The organism is Rahnella sp. WP5 (assembly GCF_000745615.1).
Classification (GTDB): domain Bacteria; phylum Pseudomonadota; class Gammaproteobacteria; order Enterobacterales; family Enterobacteriaceae; genus Rahnella; species Rahnella aceris.
Genome location: NZ_JQJR01000015.1, coordinates 55005 through 73304 on the forward strand (window position 1 = coordinate 55005; position 18300 = coordinate 73304).

Here is an 18300-nt window from a genome sequence, read left to right on the forward strand (position 1 = left end):
CATTGCGATATAACAAGTCCGTTTTAGCTGCCCTTTGTGGTACTGCGTTTTTTGCTTGTCAGGTTCAGGCAGCGAAATTATCCATCCTGATCGATGACTTTGGTTATCGCCAGCATGAGGAAAACCAGGTACTTCAGATGCCAAAAGCGGTATCGGTCGCGATTTTTCCCAACGCACCCGATTCGCAGATGATGATGAACAAGGCTCACCAGCAGGGGCGTGAAATTCTGATCCATCTGCCGATGGCGCCACTTAGTAAGCAACCGCTGGAAAAAGACACGCTGACACCCTCCATGAGCGCCGCAGAAGTGAAACGTATTGTCGATCAGGCGATCAGCAATATCCCTTACGCGATTGGCATCAATAACCATATGGGTAGTGCTATGACCTCCAGCCTGACCGGGATGGAAAATGTCATGCAGGCAATGAATGCCCACAACCTGTTTTTCCTCGACAGCATGACCATTGGTAACACTCAGTCAGTCAAAGCGGCTCAGGGCACCCGGGTGAAAGTCATTAAGCGCAATGTCTTTTTAGATGATGTGCAGAATGAAGCGGAAATCCGCCGTCAGTTTGAACGCGCAATTCAGCTCGCACGCAAGAATGGATATGCCATCGCGATAGGACACCCGCATCCGACGACAGTGAAAGTGCTGCAGCAAATGTTGCCGAATCTACCTTCCGATATCGTTCTGGTCAGGCCAAGTGATCTGCTGAACGAACCCCAGCGCAGCATACCCGCCGGTAAGGTCACGATTGCGCCCGTAAAATCATCACGTAAAGGCATCAGCGTCTGCCACCTCAGGCAACCTCTCCCGCAGATTTATGCCGACAGCATGTTTAAAATTCTCGGGGAAAGCCTGAAATCTTCACCCGCTGCGGCATTTGTTGAACGGCAGTATTCTGTGATAACAACTTTTACTAAAAAGTAGAAATCGCACTCATTGGCGGTTTCCTGATTATATTGGTGGTACGCATATATTTGGCATCACCAACTAACTTATTGATATCAATTGATTTCATAGCCAAACTAAAAAGTAGAGCTTCTGGGTTTTGCCTCATATAATGGGCGCTGTATATTTTTTTGACCGGACTGAGCAAGGGCGCTAACCGATGGGACAAGATCGATCTAAAATTCTGCTACTGGATAGTGGCAAGGAATGGGGAGGCGGGACTAACAGCATGTTAGAACTGCTGAAAAGAATCGATCGTGAAAAATTTGAAATCAGCTGCTGCTTTTACAACGATTACGCCCGGGACAACGGCGAAACTATCAGTCAGATTTTAAACTCACTGAATGTACCGGTATTTTTTATTCCGCAGGTTAAGCAACCTGCCTGGGCGAAAATAGCTAAAGAAGTATTAAGAACGCTGTTTTTCTTTAGCAGTAATTTGCGTCAGAAAGCCATTTACTCTATCGACAAAATCTGGCGTATTAATCCCAATATCCGCAAAATTCACTCCCTGCTTGAACTCGGTCAGTTTGACATTCTCTATATGAATAATCAGCCCAGCTCTAACGTCGAAGGCTATTATTCTACTGCCGGTTTACCCACAGAAATCGTACAGCATTGTCGAATTGAACCGGTGCTCAACCGGGAGGTTGTGCGCATCGTTAACCGGTTCTGCCACAGCATTATCTCTGTTTCTCAAGGCGTTCAGGAACAACTGCTCAAACGTGGTGTACGCAAAGAGTTATGTTTTACCGTTTTTAATGGCATTGATATTCATCAGCCATTGCCCGAAGGCACAAAAATCCGGGAAGAATTAGCCGCCGACAACGACACGTTCATCTTTGGCAGTATAGGTTCTCTGATTAACCGCAAAGCTCATCACTTCACATTACTGGCACTAGACAAATTTAATCGCGCATTTCCGGAAGCCAAATGGAAAATGGTATTTGTGGGTGAAGGCCCGAATTTACGCCGTCTCATTCAGCAAACTTCGGCTCTGAATATGATGGATAAAGTGGTATTTACAGGCTTCCAGAGCAATGCGCTGGAATATCTGTCCGCGTTTGATGCCTTTATATTAGGCTCAAAAAGTGAAGGGCTTCCGCGGGTCGTGTTGGAATCCATGCTGCTGAAAACGCCGGTGATTGGTTCGAATGTCACCGGTACAGCCGAACTGATTAAAAATGCAGAAACCGGCATGTTATTTGAGTATGGCGATATTGATATGCTCTTTAATCATATGAAAACACTGTATCTCAATGCCCATCTGAGAAATGAAATTGCAGAGCAGGCAAATCTGACTGTTCGCGAAAAATTTGCAATTGAAAAATATGTCTCAGGCGTTGAAACCGTTTTAAGCAGTGTGAAAAAGAAACAAGGCTGAATATGTTCAAATTTCTAAATCCAAAATATCGTCACATTCTTTCACGCCATAATTTGCCGTATGACGGGACCGTCATGGCAGGAAAACCAAAGAACAGCGTGACGTCTGTGGTGATCCCTTCCGCGGGGGCTGACTATATTGAAGAAGCTTGTCTGTGTGCAGAGTTTGCCGATAAATTTGCGACCGCATTACAGGAAATCGTGATTGTTACCGATCAGGCTGCCAGCCAGTTTCGCCCGTTACCGGAGAAAGTCCGGATCGTCACGCTTCACCCTGAAACCAAATCCGGTGATTATCGTTATAAACAAATTTATCTCAGCCGCCTGATCAAACTGATGGCGCCTTTGCAGGCCAGAACTGACGGTATTTTGATGATCGATTCCGATCTTAATTTGCTTAAAATGCCGGAAATTCAGTTACATGAAAATCATATTTATTCAAGTTTCCGTCAGGGCAAGATGATTGCCAAACTGGACGGTTGTGATCCTGAGATCATCCCGGCGTATTACAAAAACAGCGTGCGTCCTTATATTGTCGATCACGTGAACGGCGCTTTCTTAGCCGCCAGGCGTAAAACCTGGGAGCGTTTGTGCCCGCTGTGGATTATGTTTTTCATCGATACATGGAACATTCTGCCAGACAACCAGCCCCCGACAGATCAACTGCCTCTGGCGGCCATGCTGGATACGCTGGACATCAAAAGCGTCAATCTGGGCGACTGGATGAACTGGCCGGTATCGAAAAAAATTGGCGGCACACCGTCGGTTATCCCTAAAGAAGTGATCGGCGCTCATGGCGGCTTCCCGCTGACAGAATGGCAAAAGTATCTGGCTTCACCGGATAATGAACTGTTATTCAAAGGTCAGGATTACACCCGTAAAGTGCGTTATCTGACGGATGACGAGAAACAAATGGCCGGTCCTGCGGCGTAAAGACTGCGCCCGCTATCAGCAAAAGCCCGCTATTTTCAGCGGGCTTTTGCATTTTCAGAGCGCCAGATTACCAGTTAAGTATCACTTTGCCGGAATGCCCGGAGCGCATCGCATCAAACCCTTTCTGGAATTCATCAATCGGAAAATGGTGCGTAATCAGAGGTGTAAGATCTAATCCTGACTGGATCAGGGCGGCCATTTTGTACCAGGTTTCGAACATTTCCCTTCCGTAAATCCCTTTAATAAACAGTCCTTTGAAAATCACCTGATTCCAGTCGATTGCCATCTCGGTCGATGGAATGCCCAGCATCGCAATCCGGCCGCCATGGTTCATGGCGTTAAGCATGCTGCGAAATGCCGCAGGTGCACCTGACATTTCCAGCCCGACGTCAAACCCTTCCGTCATGCCCAGCTCATCCATCACATTCTGCAAGCTTTGCTGGCTGACATTCACCGCCCGCGTCACACCCATTTTGCGCGCGAGTTCCAGACGGTATTCGTTCATATCCGTGATCACCACATGGCGGGCACCAACATGTTTGCAGATGGCTGCCGCCATGATGCCAATCGGCCCGGCACCGCTGATCAGAACATCCTCGCCGACCAGATCAAACGACAATGCGGTATGCACAGCATTACCAAAGGGATCAAAAATGGCAGCCAGATCATCAGAAATATTGTCTGGGATTTTAAACGCATTAAAAGCAGGTAATACCAGATACTCCGCAAAAGCGCCCGGACGGTTTACCCCCACGCCCTGTGCGTTGCGGCACAAATGCGTACGTCCTCCCCGGCAATTACGGCAGTGTCCGCAGGTAATATGCCCCTCGCCCGACACCCGGTCACCGATACTGAAACCTTTAACTTCCTGCCCGATGCCCACCACTTCGCCGACATATTCGTGTCCGACCACCATTGGTACGGGAATGGTTTTTTGTGACCATTCGTCCCAGTTGTAGATGTGCACATCGGTTCCGCAAATGGCGGTTTTACGGATTTTGATCAGCAAATCGTTGTGCCCTAATTCCGGCACGGCCACATCCGTCATCCAGATGCCTTCTTCACGTTTGAGTTTTGCTAAAGCTTTCATCGACATTCCTCAGGCGATCACGCCAAGTTTTTTGCCAATACGGGTGAAGGCTTCAACGGCCTTTTCGATTTGTTCCGTGCTGTGCGCTGCTGACATTTGAGTACGGATGCGCGCCTGCCCCTGAGGCACCACCGGGTAAAAGAAGCCGGTGACGTAAATCCCTTCCTGCTGCAAAAGCGACGCAAACTCCTGAGCCAGACGAGCCTCGCCAAGCATCACCGGGATAATGGCGTGATCAGCCCCCGCCAGCGTGAAACCCGCGGCGGTCATTTTCTCGCGGAACAATTTTGAATTGCTGAGCAAACGCTCACGCAGTTCGCTGCCTTCTTCGAGCATGGAAAGCACTTTCAGGGAGGCAGAAACAATCGACGGTGCCAGGGAATTAGAGAAGAGATAGGGCCGCGAACGCTGACGCAACCAGTCGATCACTTCCTGACGCGCAGCGGTATAACCGCCGGAAGCCCCGCCCAGCGCTTTGCCAAGCGTGCCAGTGATGATGTCCACGCGCCCCATCACATCGCAATATTCGTGCGTTCCCCGCCCTTCGGCACCGACAAAACCTACCGCATGGGAATCATCGACCATCACCAGCGCGTCGAACCGTTCGGCCAGGTCGCACACGCCCTTCAGGTTGGCTATCACGCCATCCATTGAAAATACGCCGTCAGTTGCCACCAGAATATGACGGGCACCCTCATCTTTTGCCTGCTGCAAACGGGTTTCCAGTTCAGACATATCGTTGTTGGCATACCGATAGCGTTTCGCTTTGCATAAGCGAACACCATCGATTATTGAGGCATGATTCAGCGCATCCGAAATGATGGCGTCTTCTTCACCCAGCAGTGTTTCAAATAACCCACCGTTGGCATCAAAGCAGGAGGAATAGAGGATCGCATCGTCCATACCGAGAAAGTCAGCCAGACGATGTTCAAGTTCTTTGTGCGTATCTTGTGTGCCGCAGATAAAGCGGACCGAAGCCATGCCGAAACCGTGGCTGTCGAGACCGGCTTTTGCAGCACGGATCAGTTCGGGATGATTCGCCAGGCCAAGGTAGTTGTTGGCGCAAAAATTGATGACCGGACGGCCGCCAGCGACGGAGACTTCAGCCTGCTGGGGCGTGGTGAGAATGCGTTCTTCTTTAAACAGCCCTTCAACCCGGGCCTGCTCCAGCTGATCTTCCAGCTGGCGATAAAACGAAACAGACATACAGTATTCTCCTGAAATGACTCATTCACGGAATACCTTACTAATCTGCATATAAAATAACGATGGAAGTGCTCACAATATCTTTGTTTTGCAGCATAGTTCACGCCTTACGCTCTGAAACATAAGAATCCCTGTTATCGGACACCTTCCCAATGTGAGCTTCATAATGAAGTGTTATGATATTACCCAATATACAGGCTGTGCATGGTGCGCAGTTCTTCAAATGATTAAAGGTGAATCCCATGATAATCGTCACTGGCGGCGCTGGTTTTATCGGCAGCAATATTATTAAATCGCTCAATGATATGGGATACCGCGATATTCTGGTGGTGGATAATCTGAAAGATGGCACCAAGTTCGTCAATCTGGTGGATCTGGATATTGCGGATTATTGCGACAAAGAAGATTTTATCGCCAGTATCGTGGCCGGCGACGATCTGGGTGATATCGACGCCATTTTCCACGAAGGCGCATGCTCTTCCACTACCGAGTGGGACGGCAAGTACATGATGGATAACAACTATCAGTACTCTAAAGATGTCCTGCATTATTGTTTAGATCGCAGCATTCCCTTCCTTTATGCGTCTTCCGCAGCCACTTATGGTAGCCAGAGCACCAGCTTTGTTGAAGAGCGTAAATACGAGCAACCGCTGAACGTCTATGGTTACTCTAAGTTCCTGTTTGACCAGTATGTTCGCGAAATTCTGCCGCACGCTGAATCTCAAATTTGTGGTTTCCGTTATTTCAACGTTTACGGACCGCGTGAAGGCCATAAAGGCAGCATGGCGAGCGTAGCGTTCCATCTGAATAATCAGATCAAGGCCGGGGAGAACCCAAAACTGTTCTCGGGCAGCGAAGGCTTCAAACGCGATTTTATCTACGTGGGTGATGTGGCAGCCGTGAACCTGTGGTTCTGGCAAAACGGTGTTTCGGGCATTTTTAACTGCGGTACCGGACGTTCGGAATCCTTCCAGGCCGTGGCAGATGCTGTCGTGGCATACCACAAGTCTGGCGATATCGAATACATTCCATTCCCGGAAAAACTCAAAGGCCGTTACCAGTCCTTCACACAGGCCGACATGACGGCCCTGCGTAACGCCGGTTACGACAAACCGTTCAAAACGGTTGCCGAAGGTGTTACGGAATACATGAGCTGGCTTAACCGCACAGTTTAAGCCCTGCACATTGAGGAATGGATTAACGGTATGAAAATACTGGTAATTGGGCCGTCATGGGTCGGTGACATGATGATGTCACAAAGTCTTTATCGCACCCTGAAAGCTGCGCACCCCGACGCTCAAATTGACGTGATGGCACCTGCATGGTGCCGTCCTTTACTTGATCGCATGCCGGAAGTACATCAGGCGCTGGCCATGCCGCTGGGCCACGGTGCGCTGGAATTGGGCGAACGTCGTCGTCTGGGTATTTCATTGCGCAATGAGAAATATCAGCGTGCATTCGTTCTGCCTAACTCGTTTAAATCGGCGCTGGTTCCTTTCTTTGCCCGTATTCCGCAACGCACCGGCTGGCGTGGCGAAATGCGCTATGGTCTGCTCAATGATTTGCGGGTGCTGGATAAACCCGCTTTTCCACTGATGGTTCAGCGTTATGCTGCTCTGGGCTACGATGCCCGGCAAATCAAAACTGCCGCTGATCTTCCACAACCCATTCTCTGGCCGAAATTAGAGGTCGGCGACGCTGAAGTCACCGCAGTTAAAACCTCATTCTCTGTGGATAACACCCGGCCGCTGATTGGTTTCTGCCCTGGCGCAGAGTTTGGTCCGGCAAAGCGCTGGCCTCATTATCACTACGCGGTGTTGGCTGAAAAACTGATCAGCGAAGGCTATCAGGTGGTGCTCTTTGGCTCTGCAAAAGATAACGCAGCAGGTGAACAAATCCGCCTGGCACTGACAGAAAGCGCGCAACCTTTCTGTCTCAATCTGGCGGGGAAAACCTCATTGGATCAGGCGGTGGTGATGATTGCCGCCTGTCATGCGGTCGTCAGTAATGATTCAGGCCTGATGCACGTTGCCGCCGCGCTGGATAAACCGCTGATAGCACTTTACGGGCCCAGCAGCCCGGACTTCACACCGCCCCTCAGCCATCAGGCAAAAGTTATACGTCTGATCACTGGCTACCATAAAGTCCGTAAAGGCGATGCTGAAGAAGGCTATCACCAAAGTTTAATTGATATTCAACCCGGACAAGTTTATCAGGAACTCACCCAGTTGCTGAGCGCAAGGAAGGAGCTTTAATGCGGGTTCTCATCGTCAAAACGTCGTCCATGGGCGACGTTCTGCATACCCTTCCGGCGTTGACGGATGCTATGCAGGCCATTGCCGGGATCCGCTTTGACTGGGTCGTGGAAGAAGGATTTAGCCAGATCCCCGGCTGGCATCCTGCCGTTGATCGCGTGATACCTGTCGCCATCCGCCGCTGGCGTAAAAACTGGTTCGGCTCTGAAACCCGTCAGCAACGCTGCGACTTCAAACGCGAAGTTCAGTCTCAAACCTATGATGCGATCATTGATGCTCAGGGTCTGATTAAAAGCGCGGCACTGATCACCCGTGTCGCCAAAGGTGAAAAACACGGTCAGGATTGTAAAAGTGCCCGTGAACCATTCGCCAGCTGGTTCTACAATCAGCGTCATGAAATCGATAAAAAGCAGCACGCGGTAGAGCGTACCCGGGAATTGTTTGCGAAAAGCCTGGGCTATGAAAAGCCATCAGGCCAGGGAGATTATGCTATTGCAGCACGTTTCCTCTCCCATCTTCCTGCCGACGCGGGCCGGTATCTGGTGTTTCTTCATGCCACCACCCGCGCCGATAAACATTGGCCGGAAGAACACTGGCGTGAGCTGATCAGCATGTTCGGCGGGCAAGATATCCGCATCAAACTTCCGTGGGGGGCAGACCATGAACATCAGCGCGCATTGCGTCTGGCGGAAGGTTTCCCTTATGTCGAGGTGTTGCCCAAGTTGAGTCTGGAAAAAGTTGCTGAGGTTTTAGCCGGTGCGAAAGCGGTCATTTCTGTTGATACGGGGCTGAGCCATCTGACTGCCGCGCTGGATCGTCCAAATATCACGCTTTACGGACCGACCGATCCGGGATTGATTGGCGGGTATGGAAAGAATCAGTTTATCCTCAAAGCCGAGAACAATTCACTGGAAAACTTACCAGCCAAAACCGTCTTTGAGCGTCTGAGTGATCTGACCGCTGCGAAAGAGGAAGTGAACTGACCATGAGCTACGTGATTATTTTCATCTTGCTGTGGCCGTTCAAAATGCTGATGAAGCCTTTTCATCAGGGCAAAGGACGAAATCTGGTCATACAAACCGCCAAAATTGGTGATTTCGTCAATATCACGCCTTTACTGAAGCATTTAAAAAAATCAGATGTCTTGATCAGTAAAACGGTTTTGCCTTTGGCTGCACACGATTCGACGATCGATTCTATTTATCTCATTGAAGATTACAAAAAATCTTTAGTCAGTAAAATTGGTCTCGCCTTTCGCCTGCTCAACCGCTACGACAATATTTATCTGCTGCAACCTAACAGCGTTAACGGTTTCTATGCCGCCTTCTGTAATGCGAAGCATAAAGCCTTTCTGATCGCTTATACCCGTAAGTGGTATCACGGGATTTTTTATCAGACGGCCGACGTTGTTCGTTTGCATCAGAAAACCGATTTTACGCTGGAAAGTTATCTTAAGCTGGCAGACCCCAGCCTCAGTGCAGAAAGCTATACTAAACATGCCACCCTTCCCTTGTGGATACCTGAAAAAACCTTGCCGGAGCTGGCGGCAAGCAAGCAGGTCAAAATTGGTATCAGCATTTCGGCAGGCAATAAAGCTAAAACAATTCCGACAGCGGTATGGATTAAAATCCTTAATACCCTGGCTGGCCTTCCTTGTCAGTTTTATGTTTTTGGCCCGGAGAATGAGCAGAAATACCTTGATCAGTTGCTGGAAAAACTCAGTGCTCGCGAAAACATCATTAACCTGATCGGTAAGCTAAAATTGCATGAAGTCCCACATGCCATTTCTCAGATGGATATGTATATCGCCTCAGATTCTGGCAACGTGTATATCGCAGATGCGGTGAATATCCCAGTGGTATGTTTAGCGGGTCCCTGTGACTTAACCGAGCAGCATCCAACCTATGCGCCACTCATCCTGACGCCGGAAGATAAAAAACTCGCGCCTGAATCTTTTATTTTCTCAGCACCTTATCAATTCCGGCACAGTGCTGAAGAACTTTTTTCACTCAGTGATGCTCAACTGGAGAAAATACGTTCATTTGTTATAAGCAAAACAAGTCAGGTACAACACTATGTCTGACCATGAATATATGAGCTATCTCGAGCATAAAGAAGAGCTCGTGAACAATTTAGGGGATTCATCACTCCCGGTGGTCCATATCGCATTCGGAATAAATAATGCCTATGCCCGTGGTATGGGGGTCACTGTCTTTTCTGTTCTGAAAAACAACCCTGACTTAGCTTTTCATATTCATATATTTGGCAGTGCGCTCGATGAAATATCAAAATCCCGACTGCTTGAGCTGGCGGCAAAACATCCTCTGGCCATCACCTGTTACGTTTTTAAAGAATCTGCGTTCACTGATTTACCGCTGATGGGGCGCTATCCTCAGGCTATTTATTATCGTTTATTCACTCCCTACATCCTTTCTGGCGTCACATCAAAATTACTCTACCTTGACGCGGACACATTATGTTTAGGCAGTTATAAAGAACTGAGCGAGATGGATATCAGCCCTTATACGCTGGCAGCCGTCAATGATACGCAACGGGCAAGAAATAAACTTTGCTCACAGTTAAGTCTGACAAAGGGAAATTATTTCAACTCAGGATTCTTATACATCAATATCCCTCAATGGCTTGAGAAAAATACAACTGAGCGGATCATCCGGACACTTAGCCTTCAGGAAGGAGAATTTAAATTCCCTGACCAGGACGCACTTAATATTGTCCTGGAACAGGAAGTCCTGCTGCTTCCTAAAAGATATAATTTTGTCTGTGACATCATTTTAAATAAAGTGGGAAAGAGAGTTGATATCCCGAAAGATACCATCCTGATTCATTATACGGGTAAATGTAAACCCTGGCACCTTTGGGGAATGGGAGAACTGGCCGATATTTATGATCAATATTATGCGCAATCCCCATGGCACGCAGTCCCACATGACGTGCCGGTTTCCTATAAAGAGATGAAACGCTATGCCCAGGCACTCTGGCATAAGGGTCGCTATTTGACCAGTTTGCGCTGGATGACCAAATATATGAATAATAAGATTTTCAGGAAAAGCTCTTTATGAAAAGTAATCTGATGGCACAGATAAAAAAATCGTCTTTTGACGATAAACTTGCATCTTTACTATTCTTATTGATTACCATTTCCATTTCTTTCTTTATGTACTCTGGTGAAATAACCCGGAATTTCTTTTATATCGCAACGTATATTGCTGTCCTGTATTTCATCTACGTCACCCTGCGTGTTGATAAGAAAATTAAATTCTACCCGGTTGCCTGCACAATTCTACTTCTGGGTATCAGCAAGTTGCTTTGGGTTATGCTCACCGTAAACCATCAATATCCGCTCATTGCCTATCATTACCAAATTAGCGGTAAGAGACTCATATTAGCTTCATTTATTCTGTATGCCATTGAGCATAACATTCACAAATGGAAAATCCCTGCACTGACAGTGCGCACGGGGATAGCTATTATGACGATTCTTTTTATCGTTATATCCGTCATACGAATCATTGTTTATTTAAAGACAGGCGAAAGAATGAAAATAAATTCTGACGCCCCGACTTCCGGCGCCTATACATTTACTATTTTTTCTTTGCTGGTGATGTACAGTCTTAAATATCATGCGTTAAAGCATTACAGGCTCATTTGTCTGATTGTGATGACGCTGACTTTTGCGGTTCTCGCTGCCACAGAAACCCGCTCTGCAATAATACTCTTTATACTTATTAGTGCAGGCAGCATTATTTACGATTTTACCAAAAGCTCGCATACGTCTAAAATTATCTACGGTTTTGCCATTGCGGTCTTAATTATTGCCGCAGTGACTTCTGGTCATCCTTATTACAATAAAGTCCTCACCCGCTTCGATAATCTCCAAAACGAGGTTACCTCTTACAATGACGGGGAGCGTAATACTTCAGTCGGTGCGCGTTTCTCAATGTGGCGAGCCGGAGTGGATGCTTTCAAACATCACCCGTTTGGTCAGTCCGCCGACAGCCGCAATGCACTTGCCACCACGTTCATCGATGAGCATGAAGGTGGAAACCCGGAAGCGTTACGCAATCTTCAGTTCCATTTGCACAATGATATTATCGATACAATGTCATTACAGGGAATTTTAGGCGCATTGATTATGGTACTTTTCTTCGCCGTATTATTGCTCTATCCCTTCAGGCTGGTGCCCAAAGGTTACGAATTTTTATTACTGTCGGTCCCGGTAATTTACTTCAGCATGGGTGATACCCAGTTTTACAATCGCGAATCACCGTATTTTATTGTGCTGGTATTTGCCTACCTGATGATGCTCAGGATGAGGCCACATCCCCCGATAGAAAAACAATGATTTTTTCCGGGCTGTGAAACTTACACCGGCCCGGTTGATTGCCCTCCTTATCAGTGGAAATTGTGTGATATGCCCCTTACAACGACATCCGACAACATTAAGCTCAGCGCGATTATCCCTCTGTATAACGCAGGGGAAATGTTCCGAAACTTTATGGATTCGCTCGTCGCCCAGACGCTGACAAACTTCGAGATCATTATCGTCAATGATGGTTCGACAGACGGTTCCGAGTGCGTTGCGCAAGAATATGCTGAGAAATACCCGCATATTCGCGTCATTCATCAGGCTAACGGCGGCGTATCGCGTGCGCGTAATGCTGGCCTGGATATCGCCAAAGGTCAGTACGTCACTTTTCCGGATGCCGATGACATACTCTATCCGAACATGTACCAAACGCTGATTGAACTGTGTGAACAGGATGATCTGGATGTCGCACAATGCAATGGTGAACGTTATTTTGTCGGCTCAGAAAAAGTTAAGCCCATCATCCCCACCGATCGTTTAACGTCGACTGCCGTGCTGGATGGCCCGCACTGGCTTAAAATGGCGCTGGCAACAAACCGTTATTTGCACGTAGTGTGGTTAGGTGTCTATCGTCTGGAACTTATTAAAAAGCATCATCTGTATTTTGAACCCGGCCTGCATCATCAGGATATTCCCTGGACAACCGAATTCATGTTCAACGCACGCCGCGTGAAATACACCCAAGAGGTGCTTTATCGCTATTACATTCATGGTCAGTCAATCAGTAATCAAAAAAGAACCGGAATGAAAAACGTTGAATATCAACGGCATTACCTGAAAATTGCCAAAATGCTTGATGAATTAAATGAGCGATATAAAGGCCAGGTAAAAATCTATGCAGAGTTTCCGAGACAGGTCACCCGGGAAGCCCTGACGGTTTGTCATTCTGTTCGCCGCGAGCCTGTTCAGGCCGCTCAGAAAGCCATCATCGACGATATTTACACCTCCGGCACACGCAGGATAATGCTGCGTAACGCACGCGGACCGAAACAATGGTGGCAACTGTTACTGTGGCTGTATCGTCTCCATAACCTGCGTAAAAAACTCGGTTAAGTTGTTTCAGAAAGAGACGATTCCTTTATTCGTTTAAGTGGAATCTAACTATTTCATAAATGAAGTTATTTATCTTTCTATATCAGGAAGATAAATAACTTCACAGCATACGATTCTTCACCTAAAATCAACTCACTATATTCTACTATCAGATAATAGAATGCCTAATTCAGAAGCCAAATACGCAGCGTTCAGACCCCAAAGAATTCTTCTGGTGAAACTCCGTCATCATGGAGATATGGTGCTGACCACGCCGGTGATAAACAGGCTACGCGAGCATTACCCCGATGCTGAAATTGATGTGCTTCTGTATAAAGAAACTCGCCCTATTCTCAGTGAACATCCAGCGCTATCTCATATCCATGTCATTGACAGAACATGGAAAAAACAAGGTGTCCGCTATCAGTTACAACAGGAATATCAGTTACTCAAAGCTGTCCGCGACCGACATTATGATCTGGTGATTAATCTTGCCGATCAATGGCGCAGTGCTTTGATTTCCCGATTTAGTGGCGCGAAAGTTCGTTTAGGATTCGACTATAAAAAACGACGTTCTGCTTTCTGGCGGGCAGGTCATACGCAGTTAGTGACGACCGAAAATCACAGCATTTTGCATACTGTTGAACAGAATATGTCGATTTTGTCACCGCTTGGTATTTCCACCGATAACGCTCTGACATCAATGCATTATTCAGAAAGTGACAAGTCATTTTGTCAGCAATTACTTCTGAAAAATCAGGTGTCCGGCGAATATATTGTGATTCAGCCAACGTCCCGCTGGACGTTCAAATGCTGGGATGATGACAAATTCGCCAATGTGATTGATGGACTTGCTGAAACCGGCCTGACGATCGTGATGACCTCCGGCCCGGATAAGAAAGAGCTGGATATGGTGAGCAAAATCCAGGATCTCACGCACAATCCGCAGGTGATCTCTGTCGCCGGTCAGTTATCACTGACCCAGCTGGCTGCAATGATTGACGGTGCAAAACTCTTTATTGGGGTGGATTCTGCGCCGATGCATATGGCCGCCGCGCTTAATACGCCTTGCGTCGCCTTATTCGGGCCGACGAAAATGCAGCACTGGCGTCCATGGGGCAAAAATAATACCACTCTCTGGGCGGGGGACTACGCGCCGCTACCCGCACCCGATTCGATCGATACGAAAACTCAACAACGTTATCTGCATGCAATCCCTGTCAGTGATGTGATTGATGCAGCCAGGAGTTATCTGCATGACTAATGCCGCCAGTGGGAAAAACATCCGTTTAGCGATTGTCAGACAAAAATATCGCCCGGATGGCGGCGCGGAACGTTTTATTTCCCGCGCCCTGGAGGCACTGGATGACCAAAATATTGATCTGAATATTATTACCCGCCAGTGGGAAGGCAAGCCAAATCCGCAATGGAAAATTCACCTGTGCAATCCGGCAAAGTATGGCCGTGTTTCACGTGAGAAGGGTTTTGCCGCTGCTGCGCAACAATGTTGGAAACAGGAACATTTCGACATAGTGCAAAGCCACGAACGTATTCCGGGTTGCGACATTTTCCGGGCCGGCGATGGTGCACATCGTGTCTGGCTGGAACAACGGGCGCGTGTCATTTCCCCTCTTCAGCGTTTTCTTACAAAAATCAGCCCCTACCACCGCTATGTCCTGCAAGCCGAAGAAGAGATGTTCCACTCCCCGGCATTGAAAAAAATCATCTGCAATTCTGAGATGGTAAAACGCGACATCATCCGCTGTTACGGAGTTGATGAGAGCCGTTTTGAAGTGATCTATAACGCCATTGATTCCCAAAAATTCGTACCGGCGACAGATGCACAGCGCCTCGCTGCGCGTGAAATGCTTTCAATTCCTGCGCAGGCCGTGGCACTGATTTACGTAGGTTCAGGTTTTGAACGCAAAGGGCTGAAGCCTGCCATTGAAGCGATCGCTTGTGGCGATCGCTACCTCATTGTCGTCGGACAAGATAAAGACCAGAAGAAGTATGAATCTCTGGCGAAGCAATCAGGGTGCGCTGACCGGGTCCGCTTTGTCGGGGTACAAAACAATGTACTCCCTTATTACCATGCGGCCGATGGCATGATTCTGCCGACATTATACGACCCGTTCCCGAACGTGATTCTTGAAGCCATGGCCTGCGGATTGCCCGTTATCACCAGCGAAACCTGTGGTGGCGCAGAGTTTATTCTGCAGGGGCGCGAAGGCTTCGTTTGCGATGCGCTGGATGTGATAAGACTTAGCGAATACGTTAATAAAATTCCTTCCCGTCAGGAAAATGACCAGATGGGAAATGCGGCAAGAGAGCGGATTTTACCTTACAGCCCTAAAAACCTTTCAAAACAGTTGGTTACACTTTATCACTCATTACTGGTCTGAGGACGCAGGCGCTGACATGATGAGTCGATCACACTTATCTGATAACATGTGCCCATCTATCCGCCGGGACTATTTTCGCTCTATGAAATTGACTTTCCCTTATGCAACGCCTGATAAAAGATGAATATTTTTTATAATATAATCATATATTTAATTCAGCCATTGATTTGGATCCGTTTACTTTTGCGCAGCCGCAAGTCGCCCGCCTATCGTAAACGCTGGGCTGAACGTTATGGCTTCTGCAAAGGAAAGGTTGTCTCCGGCGGCATTATGCTGCATTCCGTTTCCGTTGGAGAAACGCTGGCAGCGATCCCTTTAGTCCGCGCATTACGTCATCGTTATCCTTCCTTGCCAATTACCGTCACCACCATGACACCGACAGGCTCAGAGCGTGTTCAGTCCGCTTTTGGCAAGGGTGTGCACCACGTCTATCTGCCTTATGATCTGGCCGGATCCGTAAATCGTTTCCTGGATGAGGTTAACCCCAAGCTGGTCATCATTATGGAAACCGAGCTTTGGCCGAACCTTATCAGTGCATTGCATCGTCGCAAAATTCCACTGGTTATCGCCAATGCCCGTCTTTCTGCCCGTTCAGCGAAGGGATACCAGAAGCTAGGCAAATTCATTCGCACCATTTTGCAACGCATTACACTGATCGCCGCACAGAATCAGGAAGATGGTGAACGCTTCTTGTCTTTAGGACTCAAACGCAACCAGCTTGCGGTGACCGGTAGCCTGAAATTCGATATCTCGGTCACGCCGGAACTGGCGGCAAAAGCCATTGCACTGCGCAGCCAGTGGGCATCACGCCGTCAGGTGTGGATCGCTACCAGTACGCATGAAGGCGAAGAAACTTTACTGCTGGAGGCGCACAAAGAGCTGCTGAAAGCGCATCCGAACTTGCTGCTGATTCTGGTGCCGCGCCATCCTGAACGTTTCCCGGTAGCTTGTGAGCTGACGCGCAAAGCTGGCCTCTCTTTCATTCAGCGCAGCTCAGGGGAAGTCCCTTCTTCGGCCACTCAGGTCGTGATCGGCGATACGATGGGCGAATTAATGTTGCTGTATGGCATTGCTGACCTGGCGTTTGTTGGCGGCAGTCTGGTCGATCGCGGAGGCCATAATCCCCTGGAAGCGGCAGCCCACGCAATTCCGGTGCTGATGGGACCCCATACCTTCAATTTCAAAGACATCTGCGCCAAGCTCGCTCAGGACGACGGTCTGATCACGGTCACTGATACTGCATCGCTGGTGAAAGAAATTTCTACACTGTTGACCGATGAAGACTACCGTTTGTATTACGGTCGCCACGCCGTTGAAGTTCTGCATCAAAATCAGGGGGCGTTACAGCGCCTGCTGCATTTACTGGAGCCTTATCTGCCCATCCGGAGTCATTAATGGCTGATAAAAAACGTTTATCCGTCGTGCTGATTGCCCGTAATGAGGCGGATTTATTGCCGGAATGCCTTAAGTCAGTAGACTGGGCAGATGAAATAATTCTGCTCGATTCCGGCAGCAACGATGCGACGCAGGATGTTGCCCGCCACTTCGGCGCTAAAGTATTCCAGAACACAGAGTGGCCGGGTTTTGGCAAACAGCGCCAGCTGGCGCAAAGTCATGCCACCGGTGACTACATTTTGATGATCGATGCCGACGAGCGTGTCACCCCTGAATTACGCCAGTCGATTGAAACCGTGCTGAATTGCCCGCAGGAAAATACCGTTTATAGCCTCGGACGCAGTAATCTGTTCCTCGGAAAATTCATGCGCCACAGCGGCTGGTATCCTGATCGGGTCAACCGCCTGTACCCTGCTACATTCTGCTACAACGACGATCTGGTGCATGAATCACTGAACACAGGCAATGCGACTGTCGTTGCTTTGCAAGGTGACCTGCTGCATCTCACCTGTCGCGACCTTTTCGCTTTCCAGCGTAAACAACTCAGCTATGCGCAGGCGTGGGCAGAGCAACGCCATCAGCAAGGCCGCCGTTGCAGTTTTTCCTCAATTCTTTCGCATACGCTGGGCGCATTCGTCAAAACCTGGATCCTGCGGGCCGGTTTTATGGATGGAAAGCAGGGGTTGATCCTGGCAGGCGTCAATGCACAATATACGTTCAATAAATATGCCGCCCTGTGGGCACTCAGCCACCAACTGCAAAAGTGAGCCGTCATGAGCACTAAGGCAATTTATCCCGGTACGTTCGACCCGATGACCAACGGGCATCTCGATATCGTCACCCGTGCGGCGCTGATGTTCGACCAGGTCATTCTTGCGATTGCGGCCAGCCCGAGCAAAAAACCGATGTTTTCGCTGGATGAACGCGTGGCGCTGGCGACCCAGGTCACATCCCATCTGGATAATGTTGAAGTCATTGGTTTCAGCGATTTGATGGCGAATTTCGCCAAAAATCAGGGCGCAAACGTGCTGGTACGGGGATTACGTGCGGTGTCTGATTTTGAATATGAGATGCAACTGGCAAACATGAACCGACATTTGCTGCCAACGCTGGAAAGCGTGTTCATGATGCCCTCAAAAGAATGGTCGTTTATTTCTTCTTCGCTGGTCAAAGAAGTCGCCCGCCACGGTGGGGATATCACGCCTTTCCTGCCGCAAATCATTACTCAGGCACTGATGGAAAAAATCAGCGCCTGAATCATGCG

17 protein-coding genes are annotated in these 18300 nt (G+C 48.4%); 15 read left to right on the forward strand and 2 right to left on the reverse strand.

Going from position 1 to position 18300, the window contains the following annotated elements; genetic code table 11:
• Positions 1 to 2: 2 nt before the first annotated feature.
• The 3 genes from EX31_RS14370 to EX31_RS14380 all read left to right on the forward strand — a co-directional run bounded on the left by EX31_RS14370 (position 3) and on the right by EX31_RS14380 (position 3269).
• Positions 3 to 932 carry a divergent polysaccharide deacetylase family protein gene (locus EX31_RS14370; RefSeq protein ID WP_081925189.1) on the forward strand — a complete coding sequence of 310 codons (930 nt, stop codon included), beginning with the start codon at positions 3 to 5 and terminating at the stop codon, positions 930 to 932.
• 181 nt (positions 933 to 1113) lie between these two features.
• Positions 1114 to 2337 (forward strand): glycosyltransferase, encoded by a 1224-nt coding sequence (locus EX31_RS14375; protein WP_037035334.1) that lies wholly within the window; start codon positions 1114 to 1116, stop codon positions 2335 to 2337.
• Positions 2338 to 2339: 2 nt separating this feature from the next.
• Complete coding sequence (locus tag EX31_RS14380) at positions 2340 to 3269, forward strand: hypothetical protein (protein ID WP_037035336.1); 930 nt, start codon at positions 2340 to 2342, stop codon at positions 3267 to 3269.
• 67 nt (positions 3270 to 3336) lie between these two features.
• Here the strand turns inward: EX31_RS14380 and tdh are convergent, their stop codons facing one another.
• Positions 3337 to 4359 carry an L-threonine 3-dehydrogenase gene (gene tdh, locus EX31_RS14385; RefSeq protein WP_013577610.1) on the reverse strand — a complete coding sequence of 341 codons (1023 nt, stop codon included), beginning with the start codon at positions 4357 to 4359 and terminating at the stop codon, positions 3337 to 3339.
• 9 nt (positions 4360 to 4368) lie between these two features.
• Positions 4369 to 5565: a glycine C-acetyltransferase gene (gene kbl, locus EX31_RS14390; RefSeq protein ID WP_013577611.1), complete on the reverse strand. Its 1197-nt coding sequence runs from the start codon at positions 5563 to 5565 to the stop codon at positions 4369 to 4371.
• Between the two features lie 242 nt (positions 5566 to 5807).
• Between kbl and rfaD the strand changes: the two genes are divergently transcribed.
• The 12 genes from rfaD to coaD all read left to right on the forward strand — a co-directional run bounded on the left by rfaD (position 5808) and on the right by coaD (position 18292).
• Positions 5808 to 6740 carry an ADP-glyceromanno-heptose 6-epimerase gene (gene rfaD / locus EX31_RS14395; RefSeq protein ID WP_013577612.1) on the forward strand — a complete coding sequence of 311 codons (933 nt, stop codon included), beginning with the start codon at positions 5808 to 5810 and terminating at the stop codon, positions 6738 to 6740.
• Positions 6741 to 6770: 30 nt separating this feature from the next.
• Positions 6771 to 7820, forward strand: coding sequence for an ADP-heptose--LPS heptosyltransferase RfaF (gene rfaF / locus EX31_RS14400; protein ID WP_037035337.1), 1050 nt, complete (start codon positions 6771 to 6773; stop codon positions 7818 to 7820).
• On the forward strand, positions 7820 to 8803 hold the full coding sequence (rfaC, locus tag EX31_RS14405) for a lipopolysaccharide heptosyltransferase RfaC (protein ID WP_037035338.1): 984 nt from the start codon (positions 7820 to 7822) through the stop codon (positions 8801 to 8803). The genes rfaF and rfaC overlap by 1 nt, the downstream gene beginning before the upstream one ends.
• Positions 8804 to 8805: 2 nt before the next feature.
• A complete protein-coding gene (locus tag EX31_RS14410; protein WP_037035340.1) occupies positions 8806 to 9903 on the forward strand; it encodes a glycosyltransferase family 9 protein in 1098 nt (365 codons plus the stop codon).
• Positions 9896 to 10900 carry a glycosyltransferase family 8 protein gene (locus tag EX31_RS14415; RefSeq protein ID WP_037035342.1) on the forward strand — a complete coding sequence of 335 codons (1005 nt, stop codon included), beginning with the start codon at positions 9896 to 9898 and terminating at the stop codon, positions 10898 to 10900. The genes EX31_RS14410 and EX31_RS14415 overlap by 8 nt, the downstream gene beginning before the upstream one ends.
• Positions 10897 to 12183, forward strand: coding sequence for an O-antigen ligase family protein (locus tag EX31_RS14420; protein WP_037035344.1), 1287 nt, complete (start codon positions 10897 to 10899; stop codon positions 12181 to 12183). Before EX31_RS14415 ends, EX31_RS14420 begins: the two co-directional genes overlap by 4 nt.
• 69 nt (positions 12184 to 12252) lie before the next feature.
• A complete protein-coding gene (locus EX31_RS14425) occupies positions 12253 to 13260 on the forward strand; it encodes a glycosyltransferase (protein ID WP_037035346.1) in 1008 nt (335 codons plus the stop codon).
• 160 nt (positions 13261 to 13420) lie between these two features.
• Positions 13421 to 14503 (forward strand): putative lipopolysaccharide heptosyltransferase III, encoded by a 1083-nt coding sequence (gene rfaQ / locus EX31_RS14430; RefSeq protein WP_013577619.1) that lies wholly within the window; start codon positions 13421 to 13423, stop codon positions 14501 to 14503.
• Entirely contained in the window at positions 14496 to 15641 is a 1146-nt protein-coding gene (locus EX31_RS14435) for a glycosyltransferase family 4 protein (protein ID WP_037035349.1), read from the forward strand. Before rfaQ ends, EX31_RS14435 begins: the two co-directional genes overlap by 8 nt.
• 120 nt (positions 15642 to 15761) lie before the next feature.
• Positions 15762 to 17036, forward strand: a complete 1275-nt coding sequence (gene waaA, locus EX31_RS14440) for a lipid IV(A) 3-deoxy-D-manno-octulosonic acid transferase (protein WP_013577621.1) — start codon at positions 15762 to 15764, stop codon at positions 17034 to 17036.
• Positions 17036 to 17803, forward strand: coding sequence for a glycosyltransferase family 2 protein (locus EX31_RS14445; protein ID WP_037035350.1), 768 nt, complete (start codon positions 17036 to 17038; stop codon positions 17801 to 17803). Before waaA ends, EX31_RS14445 begins: the two co-directional genes overlap by 1 nt.
• 6 nt (positions 17804 to 17809) lie before the next feature.
• On the forward strand, positions 17810 to 18292 hold the full coding sequence (gene coaD, locus EX31_RS14450; RefSeq protein ID WP_013577623.1) for a pantetheine-phosphate adenylyltransferase: 483 nt from the start codon (positions 17810 to 17812) through the stop codon (positions 18290 to 18292).
• Positions 18293 to 18300: the final 8 nt, after the last annotated feature.

Coding starts and splice junctions, on each gene's coding strand:
- rfaC (WP_037035338.1), top strand. CDS start 7,820: ATGCGGGTTCTCATCGTCAAAACGTCGTCCATGGGCGACGTTCTGCAT.
- coaD (WP_013577623.1), top strand. CDS start 17,810: ATGAGCACTAAGGCAATTTATCCCGGTACGTTCGACCCGATGACCAAC.
- EX31_RS14420 (WP_037035344.1), top strand. CDS start 10,897: ATGAAAAGTAATCTGATGGCACAGATAAAAAAATCGTCTTTTGACGAT.
- EX31_RS14375 (WP_037035334.1), top strand. CDS start 1,114: ATGGGACAAGATCGATCTAAAATTCTGCTACTGGATAGTGGCAAGGAA.
- rfaQ (WP_013577619.1), top strand. CDS start 13,421: ATGCCTAATTCAGAAGCCAAATACGCAGCGTTCAGACCCCAAAGAATT.
- EX31_RS14410 (WP_037035340.1), top strand. CDS start 8,806: ATGAGCTACGTGATTATTTTCATCTTGCTGTGGCCGTTCAAAATGCTG.
- EX31_RS14425 (WP_037035346.1), top strand. CDS start 12,253: ATGCCCCTTACAACGACATCCGACAACATTAAGCTCAGCGCGATTATC.
- rfaF (WP_037035337.1), top strand. CDS start 6,771: ATGAAAATACTGGTAATTGGGCCGTCATGGGTCGGTGACATGATGATG.
- waaA (WP_013577621.1), top strand. CDS start 15,762: ATGAATATTTTTTATAATATAATCATATATTTAATTCAGCCATTGATT.
- rfaD (WP_013577612.1), top strand. CDS start 5,808: ATGATAATCGTCACTGGCGGCGCTGGTTTTATCGGCAGCAATATTATT.
- EX31_RS14415 (WP_037035342.1), top strand. CDS start 9,896: ATGTCTGACCATGAATATATGAGCTATCTCGAGCATAAAGAAGAGCTC.
- EX31_RS14445 (WP_037035350.1), top strand. CDS start 17,036: ATGGCTGATAAAAAACGTTTATCCGTCGTGCTGATTGCCCGTAATGAG.
- EX31_RS14380 (WP_037035336.1), top strand. CDS start 2,340: ATGTTCAAATTTCTAAATCCAAAATATCGTCACATTCTTTCACGCCAT.
- kbl (WP_013577611.1), bottom strand. CDS start 5,565: ATGTCTGTTTCGTTTTATCGCCAGCTGGAAGATCAGCTGGAGCAGGCC.
- EX31_RS14435 (WP_037035349.1), top strand. CDS start 14,496: ATGACTAATGCCGCCAGTGGGAAAAACATCCGTTTAGCGATTGTCAGA.
- tdh (WP_013577610.1), bottom strand. CDS start 4,359: ATGAAAGCTTTAGCAAAACTCAAACGTGAAGAAGGCATCTGGATGACG.